Origin of the sequence: Sphingomonas sp. BAUL-RG-20F-R05-02, assembly GCF_022662305.1 — a bacterium.
Taxonomy (GTDB): Bacteria; Pseudomonadota; Alphaproteobacteria; order Sphingomonadales; family Sphingomonadaceae; genus Sphingomonas.
Window position 1 is genome coordinate 99814 of record NZ_JAKNQH010000008.1, and the last position, 14227, is coordinate 114040.

General features: G+C 63.1%; 16 protein-coding genes. 8 read left to right on the plus strand and 8 right to left on the minus strand.

Annotated elements, in window-relative coordinates; translation table 11 throughout:
• Window positions 1-249: 249 nt before the first annotated feature.
• The 3 genes from L8F97_RS16305 (at window position 250) to L8F97_RS16315 (ending at window position 2739) form a co-directional block, all read left to right on the plus strand.
• Complete coding sequence (locus L8F97_RS16305; RefSeq protein ID WP_242152627.1) at window positions 250-1173, plus strand: hypothetical protein; 924 nt, start codon at window positions 250-252, stop codon at window positions 1171-1173.
• 51 nt (window positions 1174-1224) lie between these two features.
• Complete coding sequence (locus L8F97_RS16310) at window positions 1225-1812, plus strand: hypothetical protein (protein WP_242152630.1); 588 nt, start codon at window positions 1225-1227, stop codon at window positions 1810-1812.
• 159 nt (window positions 1813-1971) lie between these two features.
• Complete coding sequence (locus L8F97_RS16315) at window positions 1972-2739, plus strand: hypothetical protein (protein ID WP_242152633.1); 768 nt, start codon at window positions 1972-1974, stop codon at window positions 2737-2739.
• Window positions 2740-3176: 437 nt separating this feature from the next.
• Here the strand turns inward: L8F97_RS16315 and L8F97_RS16320 are convergent, their stop codons facing one another.
• Window positions 3177-3356, minus strand: a complete 180-nt coding sequence (locus tag L8F97_RS16320; RefSeq protein WP_242152636.1) for a hypothetical protein — start codon at window positions 3354-3356, stop codon at window positions 3177-3179.
• Window positions 3353-3568 carry a hypothetical protein gene (locus tag L8F97_RS16325; protein WP_242152638.1) on the minus strand — a complete coding sequence of 72 codons (216 nt, stop codon included), beginning with the start codon at window positions 3566-3568 and terminating at the stop codon, window positions 3353-3355. The genes L8F97_RS16320 and L8F97_RS16325 overlap by 4 nt, the downstream gene beginning before the upstream one ends.
• An 83-nt stretch (window positions 3569-3651) precedes the next feature.
• Here L8F97_RS16325 and L8F97_RS16330 point away from each other — a divergent pair, with 83 nt between their 5' ends.
• Window positions 3652-3840: a DUF6771 family protein gene (locus L8F97_RS16330; RefSeq protein ID WP_242152641.1), complete on the plus strand. Its 189-nt coding sequence runs from the start codon at window positions 3652-3654 to the stop codon at window positions 3838-3840.
• Between the two features lie 719 nt (window positions 3841-4559).
• Here the strand turns inward: L8F97_RS16330 and dprA are convergent.
• Both dprA and plsY read right to left on the minus strand, forming a co-directional pair.
• Window positions 4560-5621, minus strand: a complete 1062-nt coding sequence (gene dprA, locus L8F97_RS16335; protein ID WP_242152643.1) for a DNA-processing protein DprA — start codon at window positions 5619-5621, stop codon at window positions 4560-4562.
• On the minus strand, window positions 5614-6222 hold the full coding sequence (gene plsY, locus L8F97_RS16340; RefSeq protein ID WP_242152647.1) for a glycerol-3-phosphate 1-O-acyltransferase PlsY: 609 nt from the start codon (window positions 6220-6222) through the stop codon (window positions 5614-5616). Before plsY ends, dprA begins: the two co-directional genes overlap by 8 nt.
• 113 nt (window positions 6223-6335) lie before the next feature.
• Between plsY and murI the strand changes: the two genes are divergently transcribed.
• A complete protein-coding gene (gene murI, locus L8F97_RS16345) occupies window positions 6336-7133 on the plus strand; it encodes a glutamate racemase (RefSeq protein ID WP_242152650.1) in 798 nt (265 codons plus the stop codon).
• Between the two features lie 146 nt (window positions 7134-7279).
• Window positions 7280-8533 carry a 5-aminolevulinate synthase gene (hemA, locus tag L8F97_RS16350; RefSeq protein ID WP_242152655.1) on the plus strand — a complete coding sequence of 418 codons (1254 nt, stop codon included), beginning with the start codon at window positions 7280-7282 and terminating at the stop codon, window positions 8531-8533.
• A 262-nt stretch (window positions 8534-8795) separates the two neighbouring features.
• Here the strand turns inward: hemA and L8F97_RS16355 are convergent, their stop codons facing one another.
• From L8F97_RS16355 to L8F97_RS16370, 4 genes are all read right to left on the minus strand, one after another.
• The gene (locus L8F97_RS16355) at window positions 8796-9458 is read right to left on the minus strand and encodes a class I SAM-dependent methyltransferase (protein ID WP_242152660.1); all 663 of its coding nucleotides are present in this window, start codon (window positions 9456-9458) and stop codon (window positions 8796-8798) included.
• Entirely contained in the window at window positions 9458-10684 is a 1227-nt protein-coding gene (locus tag L8F97_RS16360) for a DUF3419 family protein (protein ID WP_242152663.1), read from the minus strand. Before L8F97_RS16360 ends, L8F97_RS16355 begins: the two co-directional genes overlap by 1 nt.
• A 371-nt stretch (window positions 10685-11055) precedes the next feature.
• Window positions 11056-11775, minus strand: coding sequence for an anti-sigma factor domain-containing protein (locus L8F97_RS16365; protein WP_242152666.1), 720 nt, complete (start codon window positions 11773-11775; stop codon window positions 11056-11058).
• Complete coding sequence (locus L8F97_RS16370) at window positions 11772-12353, minus strand: sigma-70 family RNA polymerase sigma factor (RefSeq protein WP_242152669.1); 582 nt, start codon at window positions 12351-12353, stop codon at window positions 11772-11774. Before L8F97_RS16370 ends, L8F97_RS16365 begins: the two co-directional genes overlap by 4 nt.
• 105 nt (window positions 12354-12458) lie before the next feature.
• On the opposite strand from L8F97_RS16370, the gene L8F97_RS16375 reads away from it, so the two are divergent.
• Together L8F97_RS16375 and glyA are read left to right on the plus strand one after the other, a co-directional pair.
• Window positions 12459-12911, plus strand: coding sequence for an RpiB/LacA/LacB family sugar-phosphate isomerase (locus tag L8F97_RS16375; RefSeq protein ID WP_242152671.1), 453 nt, complete (start codon window positions 12459-12461; stop codon window positions 12909-12911).
• A complete protein-coding gene (gene glyA, locus L8F97_RS16380) occupies window positions 12908-14227 on the plus strand; it encodes a serine hydroxymethyltransferase (RefSeq protein ID WP_242152673.1) in 1320 nt (439 codons plus the stop codon). The genes L8F97_RS16375 and glyA overlap by 4 nt, the downstream gene beginning before the upstream one ends.

A 14227-nucleotide genomic window follows, 5' to 3' on the forward strand; every position in this document is an offset into this window, starting at 1 on the left:
GCGTCGGGAGCAATCCAGACACGCTATTTGACACGACGAAATCTCTAGAGGCGACAGGGCAACTAGTCGGGAAACCGGCAATGTCTGGGAGGAAACTCCTTTGCAGTCCAGCGCAGCGGTTGGTCCCACGACCTGATGCCAATGCATCAGGCCGACGAACTTAGGTTCACCATACGCTGAATATCGAGAGTTGCGGCAGTAATGTCGCGTCAAGCTGCTCGATAGCCTTGCTGTCAAAGGAGATCAGCTATGTCGAATGCAAACAACAATCTCGTCAGCACCTCGCTGTCGAACAACACCAATCTCGACCTCGATGTTACAAACGAGGCCGAGTTCAAGAAACTGTATGAGGGTTTCCGCAACAGCGTGATGGCCATTGGTAAAGGCTACTCAGCCGAAGCCAAGAAGCTCTCCACGCGCAAGCGAGATGCACTCTACGTCGATCTCGGTGCGGCAGCCGCCGTCGCCGAAGTGATGCTTGATCCCATGAACGTCGATTATCTGATCGACGCTCTCGACTTTCATGGCATTCCTGCCGTGATGGACCCGGATAAGGGGAATGTATTCGTTCCTATCTGCCGGCTCCTTTGGGGTCATTGGCCAAAGGCAACCAAGGGCAATCCCGATCCCGCGTTCACGTGGGATCGCAGCCCTGAACTGTATGGCAAGGTGCTACGGGGCGCTCGCGTCCTTGGCGTCAAGCCTGCTGATCTTGCTGCTCAACTCTCGAAAGAGAAGGGCTTCAAGAAGTTCAAGGAAGCCGACGATAAGCGGTATCTCAAGGACGATCTCGATGAGAAGGTGAAAAAGGAGCGGTTCGAAAAGGTCATCTCTGATGACCCCAAGGCTGTCTTCCCTTCGGAAGGCTTCAATATCCCGACGAAGGACCGCCCCTCTTTGGTGGCTGTTCTATGTGCCGTTTCCGACGATGGTCTAGAGCTTCGTGCTCTCCAGAAATTGGACATATCGGTTCAGACGCTGGAGCAGCAAGTTCACAAGATGGCTCCCACACTTGTGGGGGGCATTTTGTTGCGACAGGCTGAGCGCAAGGCGAATGATGCGGAGGCTCGTGCATTGGCAGCGGAAGCTGCTCTGGCACAGTCCATTACCGACGTTGCTGTTGACGTTGCAGCGGGCGTAGCCCGTTGGAACGACGACAACGCAGCTTCCTGAAAACATGGGGCCGAGGGGAAACTCTCGGCCCTATTTGATTAGGAGGCCGCAATGGCATCTGCCCTTTATATCAGGCTGCTTGAACGTAAGATCGAGCGGCTCAAAGACCCATATGGGCTTAGCGCGCGTGAAAAAGCCGGCATCGACGGAATGCTGACAGTTGAAGAGTTGGAAGAGGTAGATAGGCTTCGTCGGGAGATTTATGAATACAACGAATTCATGGCGCTCCCCACGGATCTTTATCGTGAGTATCGCTTCACAATGTATAACGCTTTCAGCTTGTTCTATCAGGAATATCCTGGCCAAGTCTCAAGGCTCAAAAGTGCCAAAAAGCGTATTGCCGCGCGGCGTGCACGAGGGATCAAAAACCCTACGGCTTATGCCGCTGACGAGGAAAAGGTGCGATTTCACACCGAATTTCCGATGGTCCTCGTCAACTCCATCCGCGCCGCTTACGAAAAAATGTCAGCGGAAGATGCTCTTTTCTGGGAGCATCGTGGAGAGTGGACGCCCGACAACCTCCCTCGCCATGTGGAGAGTTGGGAGAACGTCTTTTGGCCAAATCATCCCAATGCACGCCGTCAGGCCTACATTGAGGTTTTTAGCAACAAGATCCAGCAAAGTCGTGCTGGCTTATAAATGACGATTTCAACCCGGTAGGTTCATCCCTGCCGGGTTTTTGTCGTATTCGACAGCGTCGCGGTTCAGTTGCTGATATTCGCGTTCCCAGCCCCTTTGACCCGCCTTTTCGGTGTTTGGCGATAATTATTATTGACAACATAAAGGGAGGGGCACCCAATGAACAAGATCGACATCACCCGTTTTCACTCTGGTAAGCGCGGCTACATCAAAGCCGACAGCAGTAAGATCGCCGTTGATCCAGAAGGTCGCTTGCAGGAGATTGTGCAGCATATAGAGAATGCTGTGGCTCAACTCAGGTTCGGACAGGGCGAGCCACGCGGACTTAGCTTCGCGGAATGGCGCGGCGCACGTTGCAGCAACACGGAGGCCAACCTCGTCGCCGTTCACGCGCTGGCGCTCGATTACGATGCCAAGCAATTCGAGGCATTGAAGGACGCCGCCGATAAGCTGGGTTACGCTAGGCTCTGGGTCTTGGGTGAAGACCGCGCACAGACAACCAACGCAGTTACCCTCGTGATCCCCTTTAAGGCGTCTCTGACGCCCGCGCAGTATGCGCGCATCGCAAGTTGCATCGCGACCGAGTTGGGCATCTACGGGATGCTAGAGGGCGCTCTAGCGGCTACTCACATGGTCAACGTCCACGCGACAACCCTGACGGCGTTCGAGCGCGGCAAAGTGCTGGACGGTGAGGCTTACATCAAGCGCACGGCCAAGATGTTTCAGGGCATGGACGCCCGCCGCTACGAACGACCAGCCCCACCCACCCCAGCTGTCGAGGTTCAGGTCGAGCGTCCCTTCTACACCACCAGCGATGGCCTGTTCGAGATGCCGTTTACCGACGCCGATCTTATCGTCATGCAGGCTCACCAAACAATTCACGGCACCACGCCAGACCTGACCCAATACGGCAGGCTGATCTACTAACAGGAGCGCAGCGTCGAGCAACCGGCGCTGCCGCCATGAAAGAGCCACTTACTGCTTCGGAGGTGTCGCCTCGATTGCATCTAACTGTGCCAACAGGTCCGCGAACTGATCGTCCTCAGGCTCCAGATGGTACACCCGCGACAGCTTCGCGCCAAATGCATCGACGTCTCGCTGGGTCAGCAATCCCACGGCTACGACTTGATCGCCTCGCACACGCCATCTCCTCGTTGAATTGTATCAACCAAGGGCGGCGTGCGTTTGTTGCGACATTATTACACGAAAGCGGCAGGGCGTTGGCCGCACCCGGAACGGTCCTGCTCAGATAGGGCAGCGAAGTCATGGTGGGTTAAGGTAAAACCATTAGGAACCTATTTTCCAGCCGAGGTGATTTGGGTCGCTTAAGGTGGTGTGGCTAACCCGGTGCCCCCCGCGCCGGGTTAGTCCTTCTCCCGGCTTTCCCGGATCAGCGTTTTAAGCTGCTTCTTTATCGTCTCGCCCGATAGGTGTGCGTGGACGCTTTCATGCTGCTCTTTGGTAAGCTGCCGCTCGATATCTTTGACGTTCGAGACGGAGCCTGACCTAGCAAGCTCGTAGGCACGCTCGACGGTAGTCTTCATCTATCCTCCTGTGGAGCGCCAAACGGCCCGTCCCACGAGATCGTGCGCGGCTGCTCCCCGTATTGGTCATCCATATATTCGTGAATTGCAGCGCGGAAGTTGGACGCCTCCTCCTCGGTTTCAATGGCTCGCGGCCATACGGTCGTCTCCTCGATGGGTGCGCCCTTTGGCGTTTCGTCGTACCATTCGAGTTTGATTTTGATATGCGGCATCGAACCACCTCCGATAAAATCTCGCCTGCCGACTTTCCTACAGTTCTCCTTTTGTTCTAACAAGGGGCCGAGGAGGATTCGGTATGGCAAGCGTGACACCAGAGCTGATTGAGGACGTAATCGCGGAGGCACCTGCATGGTGTAAGATCGCGCTGACGATGCCCAACGAGCGCCTACGCGGCGATGCTCACGCGGCTCTGGCGCAGCACGTCTATGAAGCGCTTTATCAGCAGGTCGTCATCGATCTAGACCAATTGGCACTCCCACTTTGACGTGGGCGCCAACATACGGCTCAGGTCGCTTAGCGATTATGCTCGCCACGACGCCAATCTCCTGATCGACTGCCGTGCGTGCGATCATGTGGGCATCCTCGATACGAGGAAGGTGCAACGCTGGTACTTCTGCCACCGCTGGAGCGAGCAAATTGAGGTTCTAGGGCTGCACCTCTACTGCTCTGTATGCCGGGGAAAACCTAATCGCATCCGGCCAACACCGCGCAAACCTGACCGGCCGGAATGGATGGAACTAGAGCAGGATTGGAAGCGGCTGGTGAAGAGGCTGCGTGGATAGGTTTCCGCAGAGGTTGCTATCGTTCAATCAAAAGTGATTTCTACCATATCTACTTGAACTTATGTGCGAAAACAATAATACTTCAAGTCGTCTCTCTTTTTCGATAGTATTCAAGCTGTCTTTCGCTGATTCTGTTGAAAAAGAGGCAGAATGAAAGGGTTAGCTGTAGCAGTCTCGGTGTGCGTCATGGCCACCATCACGTTGTCCGGATGTTCTAGAAGCGATGCGAGGAAAAGAGGGCTTTTGGATGCTAACCAAAACCTCGTCGATAAAATAGCGGACAATCTGTACGCGCATATACATGCTGACGGGAAATGTCGCCTACTCTTCGTAGATTACGATGCGCAGGTCGCACTACGCACAACCGATCGCTCTGAATCCTCAGGTGTTCCCGGTCATACGATTGTTCTACACCGGATTATCAATGGCAATCGTTTGCCAGACGTACAGTGTAATGGTTCGGATGCTTGTGCAAAAACCGAGAGCGACGTTGGCCTTGGATGCCATACGTCTTGTGTTTACGGCACCATCGACGGCACTCACAATACGCCACAGGCGTGTTGGAATCCGTAGCTGTCAAAGCCTGCGGGGCCGGCATCATCGGAGAGTAGCTCCTCGATGTTACGGTACAAAGGACCGCCCAAAACTGCGAAAAACGATATAGGCGGGTCCGTAGTGCAACCAAAGTATGCTGGATCAGGCCATTGCAACCTTGCGCGCGCGGGTCGAGCGGACTGCCCGGCACCGCCATTACCTCACGCCCCATCTCGCCCGCCAGCCGCGCGGTGATGAGCGAGCCGGAGCGCGGCGCCGCCTCCACCACCAGCGTACCGAGCGAAGCGCCGGCGATGATGCGATTGCGATGCGGGAAGTGCCGCGCGCGCGGCTCGATACCGGGCGGTTGCTCGGCGATCAGCAGCCCTTCGCGGGCGATCCGCTCCTGAAGGTCGGCGTTCTCGGGTGGGTACACCACGTCGATACCGCCCGCGATCACGCCGATCGTACCCCCCTCGATCGAGCCTACGTGCGCGGCGGTGTCGACACCCCTGGCGAGACCCGACACCACCGTGATGCCGTCCCGTCCCAGTTCGGCAGCGATCTGCCGCGAGAAGCGGCACGCCGCCGCCGACGCGTTGCGCGCGCCCACCATCGCCACGCAATCGCGCGCCAGCAGCGCGACATTGCCGCGCACCATCACCACCGGCGACGCATCGTCCAGCTGCGCGAGCAATTCGGGATAGTCGGCATCCTCGATGAACAGATGGCGCGCGCCGAGCTTGCGCGCCGCCGCGAGTTCGCGTTCCGCTACGGCTGGCAAGGCGACCACCGGCGAGCGCCCGCCACCGCGCGCCGCCAGCCCCGGCAGCGCCTCGATCGCTGCCGCCGCATCCCCGAACCGCGCAACCAGCTGGCGATAGGTGACCGGGCCGATCTGCGCCGTGCGGATCAGGCGGAGACGCGCGACCTCTGCCGCATCAGCCACGCGCTTTGCTGCCGACCCGTGGTTCACTGCCGTCGAGCAACCGCTCGATATTGGCGCGGTGCTTCCACAGCACAAGCAGCGCACACGCGATCAGCGCCGGCACGAAATCGAACCGGTCGAACAGCGCGGCCGCAACCGGCGCGCTCACCGCCGCCGTCATGCCCGCGACCGAGGATATCCGCACCCCCGCCAGCAGCCCCAGCCACACGACCGCATAGACCAGCCCGATCGGCCAATGCAGCGCGAGCACAATGCCGAGCAACGTCGCCACCCCCTTGCCACCGCGAAAGCGCAGCCACACCGGATAGAGATGGCCGAGAAACGCCGCCGCCCCGGCCAACACGCCGGTTCCGGGCACCAGCGCCTCGACAATCGCCACGGCCGCGAAACCCTTCAGCGCGTCGAGGATCAGCGTCGCCGCCGCCAGCCCCTTGCGCCCGGTCCGCAGCACGTTGGTCGCGCCGATGTTGCCCGACCCGATCTGGCGCAGGTCGCCCGCGCCGAACGCGCGCGTGAGAATGACTCCGAACGGAATTGAACCGAGCAGATAGCCGAACAGCAATACGGCCGCCGGTGTACCCCATAGATATTCGGTCGGCATGGATCGTTTCGCCCCCAGTTGTCACCCTTCTAGCGGCACGCGGGCGCACGCGCCATGCTCTCCATCAAGCACGGAGATTGTCAAACCGTGGGTTGCGGCTATGGCCTGCGCCGATGAGCGACGCGCGGCCGATCCTGTTCTTCGATTCGGGGGTCGGCGGCCTCTCGGTGCTCGGGGCCACCCGCGCTCTGCTGCCGCAGGCTCCGTTCGTCTACGTCGCCGATTCGGCCGGCTTTCCTTATGGCACCAAGACCGAGGCCGAAATCGCCGCGCGCGTGCCGGCGTTGCTCGGGCGGCTGGCGGAACGCTATCGCCCGCGCCTGATCGTGATCGCGTGCAACACCGCCTCTACGATTGCACTGGGCGCGGTGCGCGGCGCGCTCGACCTGCCGGTGGTCGGCACCGTGCCCGCGATCAAGCCCGCCGCCCAGACCAGCAAAACGCGCGCGATCGGCGTGCTCGGCACCGATGCCACCGTGCGCCAGCCGTATGTCGACGATCTCGCCGCCCGGTTCGCAGCCGATTGCGTGGTCCTGCGCCACGGCTCGGCCGAACTGGTAGCCCTCGCGGAGGCCGAATTGCGCGGCCATGTCGCCGCGCCGGAGCGTTACCGCGCCATCCTGGCGGGACTGCTCGATCAGCCCGGCGGCGAGCGTATCGACGTAATCGTCAACGCCTGTACGCACTTCCCGCTGGTGGCGGGGCAGCTTGCCGCCGCTGCCCCCCGGCCGCTCACCTTCGTCGACGGTTCGGCCGGGATCGCGCGGCGGATCGCCCATCTGACGCAGGGACAGGACTGGCCGGACACGCCCGGCGCCGGGCGCGCCGTGTTCACGGGCGTCGGCGCGGAAGATGCGGCGCTGCGCCCTGCCCTGTTGCGCTACGGGCTTTGCGACGTGGAGTCGCTTTGACGGGTCTTGCACCGATGCGGCAGGGCTGCGACAAAGTGTCCAGCAGCAAAGGCCGGCGCGATCGGTCTACAAGGGCGTGCCTGCATGCGGACGTGTCACGCACGAATGCACGCAATGCGCTGGAATGTGGGAGGGATTGCCCCTAAATGCCGACGATCATGGAATCGCATGCACCGGCGCGCGGGGTCGATTACTCGCGGATTTTCACTCAGGCGATCGATCGGCTGCACGCCGAGGGTCGGTACCGGGTGTTCATCGACATCCTCCGCAACAAAGGGGCGTTCCCCAACGCGCGCTGTTTCGCCGGGCATAACGGGCCGAAGCCGATCACGGTGTGGTGCTCCAACGATTACCTAGCGATGGGCCAGCACCCCAAGGTGGTCGCCGCGATGGAAGAGGCGCTCCACGATGTCGGTGCGGGTTCCGGCGGCACGCGCAACATCGGCGGCAACACGCATTACCACGTCGATCTGGAAGGCGAACTCGCCGATCTGCACGGCAAGGAAGGCGCCCTGCTGTTCACCAGCGGCTATGTGTCGAACGAGGCGACGCTGGCGACGCTCGCCAAAATTCTGCCGGGCTGCGTGATTTTTTCCGACGAGCTCAACCACGCCTCGATGATCGCCGGCATTCGCAACGCCGGCTGCGAGAAGTTCGTGTTCCGCCACAACGATCTCGACCATCTCGAAGAACTGCTGGCGGCGGTCGATCCCGCCACGCCGAAGCTGATCGCGTTCGAGAGCGTGTATTCGATGGAGGGCGACGTCGCGCCGGTGGCCGCGATCTGCGACCTTGCCGACAAATACAACGCGCTGACCTATCTCGACGAGGTGCACGCGGTCGGCATGTACGGCCCACGCGGCGGCGGCATCTCGGAACGCGAGGGCGTTGCCGACCGGCTGACGATCATCGAGGGAACGCTCGGCAAGGCGTTCGGCGTGATGGGTGGCTATATCGCGGCCGACCAGATGATCGTCGACGTGATCCGCAGTTATGCGCCGGGCTTCATCTTCACCACCTCGCTATCGCCGGTGCTGGTGGCGGGCGTGCTGGCGAGCGTGCGGCACCTGAAGGCGTCGAGCGTGGAGCGCGAGGCTCAGCAGGCGGCGGCGGCGAAGCTGAAGGCGATGCTGACGGACGCCGGCCTGCCGGTGATGCCGGGCGAAACGCATATCGTCCCGCTGATGGTCGGCGATCCCGTCAAGGCCAAGCGGATCAGCGACATCCTGCTTGCCGAATATGGCGTGTACGTACAGCCGATCAACTATCCGACCGTGCCGCGCGGCACCGAACGGCTGCGCTTCACGCCGGGTCCGGCGCATGACGAGACGATGATGCGCGACCTGACGAAGGCGCTGGCGGAAATCTGGAGCCGGCTGGACCTCCGCAAGGCGGCCTGACCCTCGCCGGAACCTGAATTGCGTCCGGAGGTTGTATCGTAACGAACCTGCAACGAAGGACGTTACGATGGGAAAAGGCTGTATTCTCTGGCTGTTGGGCGTGCCGATCCCCGTAATCCTGGTGCTGTACCTGCTATTCCACCACTAAACCTCGCGAAATCGGCGATGTCGAAGAAACCGTTTCAACATCGCCGTCAGAGAGGTTGGCCCAACCGACCGATCGCACTCGCAAAACGCTCGCGGCGGCATCAGCCGCCGCACGTTAAACCGCCCGGCTCAATCGAGCGGACCACGCATAGCCGTTGCGCAGCGAGGCGAAGCTTGCGGTCAGGCCGGTATCGCGCGCGATACCGCAGGCAGCGCCTTTCAACTCCGCACGCGGCGTCACGTCGAACTTGGCGAGCCACGCGAACAGCAATGCCTTGAACGGCGACGGCAACCGCTCCTGCTGGCCGAAATCGACGATGTCGAGCCGCCCGCCCGGCGCCAGCTTGCCGGCAGCCTCGCGCAGCGCGCCCTTCCAGTCGGGTATCATCGAGAGTGTGTAGCTCTGGAAGATGCGGTCGAACGTCGCGACCCCGAACAGCGCCATGTTGTCGAACGCGGTGGCATCGCCCTGGGCGAGCGTGATGCGGCCGGTCAGGCCAGCTTTGGCGATACTCGCCCGCGCAGTCTCCAGCATCGCCTCGGAGATGTCGACGCCGTAATAGCGCGCATCCGGCCAGCGCCTAGCCGCCGCGATCAGGTTGCGTCCGGTTCCGCAGCCGATCTCCAGCACCGTGCCGTTCGGCGGCGGTGCGAGACCGGCGATCAGCGCGTCACGGCCGAGCAGATAATATTTGCGGGTCAGATCGTAAAAGTGCCGCTGCGTCTTGTAGATCGCATCCATATGGCCGGCATGACCGGCGCCCACATCGCCCGCCATTATTTCAGCACGTAGAGATGGACGCCGCCATAGATCGAGGAACGATCGCGTCGCGTGTAGTCGAGCGAATCCTCGGCGCGGTAATCCCATGCCGACAGGATATCGTCCGGCACCCGGCCCGGCAGGATCGTGGCGATGCCGGCGGTGCGGAACAGCACGCGCGCGCCCGGCTTGGCGGTACGGGTGATCTCGCCCCACAGTTCGGTAAGCTGCTGGTCGGTCATCCAGTCCTGCGCGTCGAGCAGGATGTAGCGGTCGAGTGAGCCGGCATCCTGACTGCGCAGGTATTCGGTGAAGTTGGTGTGACGCACCTCGATCCGGCTGACCCGGTCGACGATCTCGCCGTAATGCGCCTTCTGGAGATAGGGCGGCAGCGGGGCATTGGGGTCTTCGCTATAGCCGCGGTTGAACGCCTGCCACGCGAAGTAATTGTCCTTGAGATCGAAATCGCAGGCGAGCTTTTCGAGCCGCTCGCGCAGCACCACCGCCATCTTCTCGTCGCCGGCGAGCGCCTCGTATTGCGCGGGCGGGATGCCGAGCCCGAACAGCGAGGCGGGCTGATCGGTCAGCCATTTGATGAAGCCCTTGTCGAACACCGGCGCGAACTCGCGGTCGAAGATCTCGCGCTGCTCCTGGATGGTCTTGGCCTTTAGCAGCACCTTCGGGTTCACGCCGTTCATCCGCGCGATCAGATGCGCCGCGCCGATGAAATTGCCGAGTAGACCGCGCTTGTAGACGCCCTTGGCGAAACCGCCGATCCGCCGCCGGCCGACCATGTCGCGACCTTCCCAATACCGCTTGCTCGTCTCGTCGAGATGCGGGCGGACGTAGGTGCGGTAGGCGAGGATATTGGCACGGCTGTTGGCACGCGCGAAGAAGCGGTGGAACGTCGCGTAATCCGGCAGATGTCGCGCCGCGACGACCTTGAGCTTGTTGAGCGCGATATGCGCGGTGTTGAGATCGACCGCGGTGATCGCCTTCGGGTTGGCGGTCAGATACGACATCATGTTGCAGCCGCCCGATGCGATCGTCACGACATGGCTGTCGGGCGTGATCGCCAGCGCTTCCATATCGACCGCCGGATCTTCCCAGATCTGCGCATACACCAGCCCCCGGAACGCGAAGGTGAAGGCGCGTTCGAGGATGCCCTGTTTCGACAGATGGTCGTGACGATGGACCGCCGCGCGGACGGCGCGGTTCTTGGGCGGGCGGGCGGCGATAGCCATTTCAATCTCCTGCGGGCCGGCGGGGTCGCGCGGCGCTCAGCTACGACAAAGCGATGACGCTTCCATGACGCGTTCGCGTCCAAATGAAAAGAACCTGTCGGTGGGGTGTTCCACCGACAGGCCCTTTACATTTGTCACCCGGCACGAGCTATCGAGGGAGGAAGTACGTAGCCGGGGTACCTGCCTTTCGCCGCCGAGGAGAAAGACTGCCGAAGATACGACGCGCGGACCACTTCGGATGCACCGCGATGCCGATTGCCGCTATTTTATGGCATCAGTCGACCGCCACTGGCGCCGACCTCAAGCGTAAGCGATCGGAGTGCCTGTTCCGCGCTGGCGAGCAGCGACCGGAGCTTAGGCATGCCGCAGACTTACACCGCGGAAAGATCGCCCTTCAGCACGATCGGCCCGGTCGGCGCACCGGTCGGCGAGCCGCCCTCCGGCTCGATCGTCACCGCCAGCGTCGCGCCGGCGGCAAGCTGGCGGCGAACCGCAACGCCCGGCGTAACGCTGGTCGCGCCGCCGCTCGCCAGCAGGGCGAGCGAATGCGGCGTCTTGTCCGCGCCGATCACCCACAACTCGGCGCTGCGGCCGGCGGCGGGCGTATCGCCCGACGTGACGCGCAGCAGGCCGCGCGCTGGATCGTACACCGCCGCGATCGCCGTGCCCTTCGCGGTCGGTGCGATCGACGCGACCAGCAGCGACCGCACCGCCGGCGTTTCGACCGGCGCCGGTGCCGGCAGCGGCGCCTGCGGCGGTCGCGCGACGACGAACACGAGCAGGCCGGCAGCCGCGATGCTGGTCAATCCCGCCAGCGCCGGCCAGAAGCGGCTGCGCGGAGGCGCCACGCCATGCGGCGCGTCGATCGACCGCTCGACGCGCTCGAACACGCCGCCCGGCGCGGCGACCTCCGGCCAGATTGCGAAGAGCTGCCCGAAATAGCTGCGCCACGCCTCAACATCGTGCGCAAAGCCGGGTTCAGCCAACACACGCCGCAGCGCGGCCGCGCGTTCCTCGCCGTCGAGAACACCGAGCGCCAACTCGGCGGCGGTGACGTCCGGCATATCCTGCGGCGTGCGGATGTCGGTCATGCCTCAAGACACTCCCGCAACCGCGCGAGGCCGCGCCGCACCCAGCTCTTCATCGTTCCCAGCGGCACGCTCACCCGTTCGGCGAGTTCGGCATAGGTCACGCCCTGGAAGAACGCGGTGCGGATCGAATCGCGCTGGTTGTCGTCGAGTTCGTCGAGGCAACGGTGCAGGCTGTGCGCCTCCTCGTCGGCGATCAGCGTGTCGCTGGCGATTGGCGCCGTATCGGGGAGGTCGGGCGCATCCTCGATCGGCGCAGTCGGTCGGGAGCCTTGCGCGCGCCGCCAGTCGATCGCGCGGTTGCGTGCTATCGTCGCCAGCCAGGTGATCGGGCTGGCGCGCGAGGGTTCGTAGGCGCCGGCACGCTTCCAGATCGTCAGATAGACATCGTGCAACACGTCCGCCGCCGCCTCCCGCTCTCCGCAGATACGCAGGCAGACGCCAAAAAGCTTCGCGTTGGTGCGCAGATACAAGTCGCGGAACGCGGCGCGGTCCTCCTCGCCGGTGCGCAGCAGGATCGCGACGAGTTCGGCGCGCGCTGCATCGCGCGTTGCAATCGATCCGGCTGGTGTTTCCGTCATGCTACCGCTCTATGGTGTCGCGGGTCGGACCGCAACGGGTGTGGCAATCATCGGCGGCTTTGCGTAAGAGCCGCGCGTCGCCACCTTACCCGGGACTCGCCGCCTTTGCGCATCGCCTTCGCCTCCGATCATGCCGCCGTCGATCTCAAGGCCGCGCTCGTCGCGTGGGCGCAAGGGGCGGGCCATGACGTGACCGATCTCGGCCCGGAAACCGCGGCACGGGTCGATTACCCGGATTATGGCTATCGCCTCGCGGAATATGTCGCGGCGGGCGCGGCGGATTTCGGCGTGGCGCTGTGCGGGTCCGGCATCGGCATCTCGATCGCGGTCAACCGCAACCACGCCTGCCGTTGCGCCTTGGTGAGCGATCCTTTCGCCGCCACCCTTGCCCGCCAGCATAACGACGCCAACGTCATCGCGATGGGCGCACGGCTGATCGGGCCGGACATGGCGCAGGCCTGCCTCGAATCCTTCCTCGCCGGGCAGTTCGCCGGCGGCCGTCATCAACCGCGCGTCGACAAGCTCGGCGCCCCCGCCCTCGAAAGGGAAAGCGCATGAGCACCCAGATCGCTGACAAGCCCCTCAACGACGTTCAACCCGACGGCTTCTTCACGCGCAGCCTCGCCGATGCCGATCCGGCGGTCTTCGCTGGCGTGCGCCACGAACTGAAACGCGAGCAGGACCAGATCGAGCTGATCGCCTCCGAAAACATCGTCTCCAAGGCGGTGCTCGAAGCGCAGGGTTCGGTGTTCACCAACAAGTACGCCGAAGGCTATCCCGGCAAGCGCTACTACCAGGGCTGCCACCCCTCCGACGAGGTCGAGCAGCTTGCGATCGACCGCGCCAAGCAACTGTTCGGCTGCGGCTTCGTCAACGTCCAGCCGCATTCGGGCGCACAGGCCAATGGCGCGGTGATGCTCGCGCTGGTCAAGCCGGGCGAGACGGTGATGGGCCTCAGCCTCGACGCCGGCGGCCACCTCACCCACGGTGCGCGTGCCGCGATGTCGGGCAAGTGGTTCAACGCGGTGCAATACGGTGTCGATCCGGTCACGCACCTGATCGACTACGACAAGGTCGCGGAGATCGCCCGCGCCAACACCCCGAAGATCCTCATCGCGGGCGGCTCGGCCTATCCGCGCGAGATCGACTTCGCGAAGTTCCGCGCGATCGCGGATGAGGTCGGTGCGTATTTCATGGTCGACATGGCGCATTTCGCCGGCCTCGTCGCGGCGGGCGCACACCCCTCGCCGCTGCCGCATGCGCATGTCGTCACCACCACCACGCACAAGACGCTGCGCGGGCCGCGTGGCGGCATGATCCTGACCAATGACGAAGCCATCGCCAAGAAGATCAACTCGGCGGTGTTCCCGGGGCTTCAGGGTGGCCCGCTGATGCACGTCATCGCCGCCAAGGCAGTCGCCTTCGGCGAGGCGCTGCGGCCCGAGTTCAAGAGCTATGCGGCCGCCGTGATCGAGAATGCCAAGGTGCTGGCCGCAACGCTTAAGGAACGCGGTGCGGAGGTCGTCTCCGGCGGCACCGACACGCACCTCGCGCTGATCGACCTCACCCCGCTCGGCGTGACCGGCAAGGACGCCGACGAGGCGCTGGAGCGCGCCGGCATCACCTGCAACAAGAACGGCATCCCCAACGATCCGCTGCCGCCGACCAAGACCAGCGGCATCCGCGTCGGCTCGCCCGCCGGCACCACGCGCGGGTTCGGCGTGGCCGAGTTCCGCGAGATCGGCAACATGGTCGCCGACGTGCTCGACGGCCTCGCCAAGAAGGGCGAGCAGGGTGACGCGCAGGTCGAGGCGGACGTGCGGCAACGGGTTGCCGCATTGTGCGCGCGCTTCCCGATCTACGCGGAGATGTGA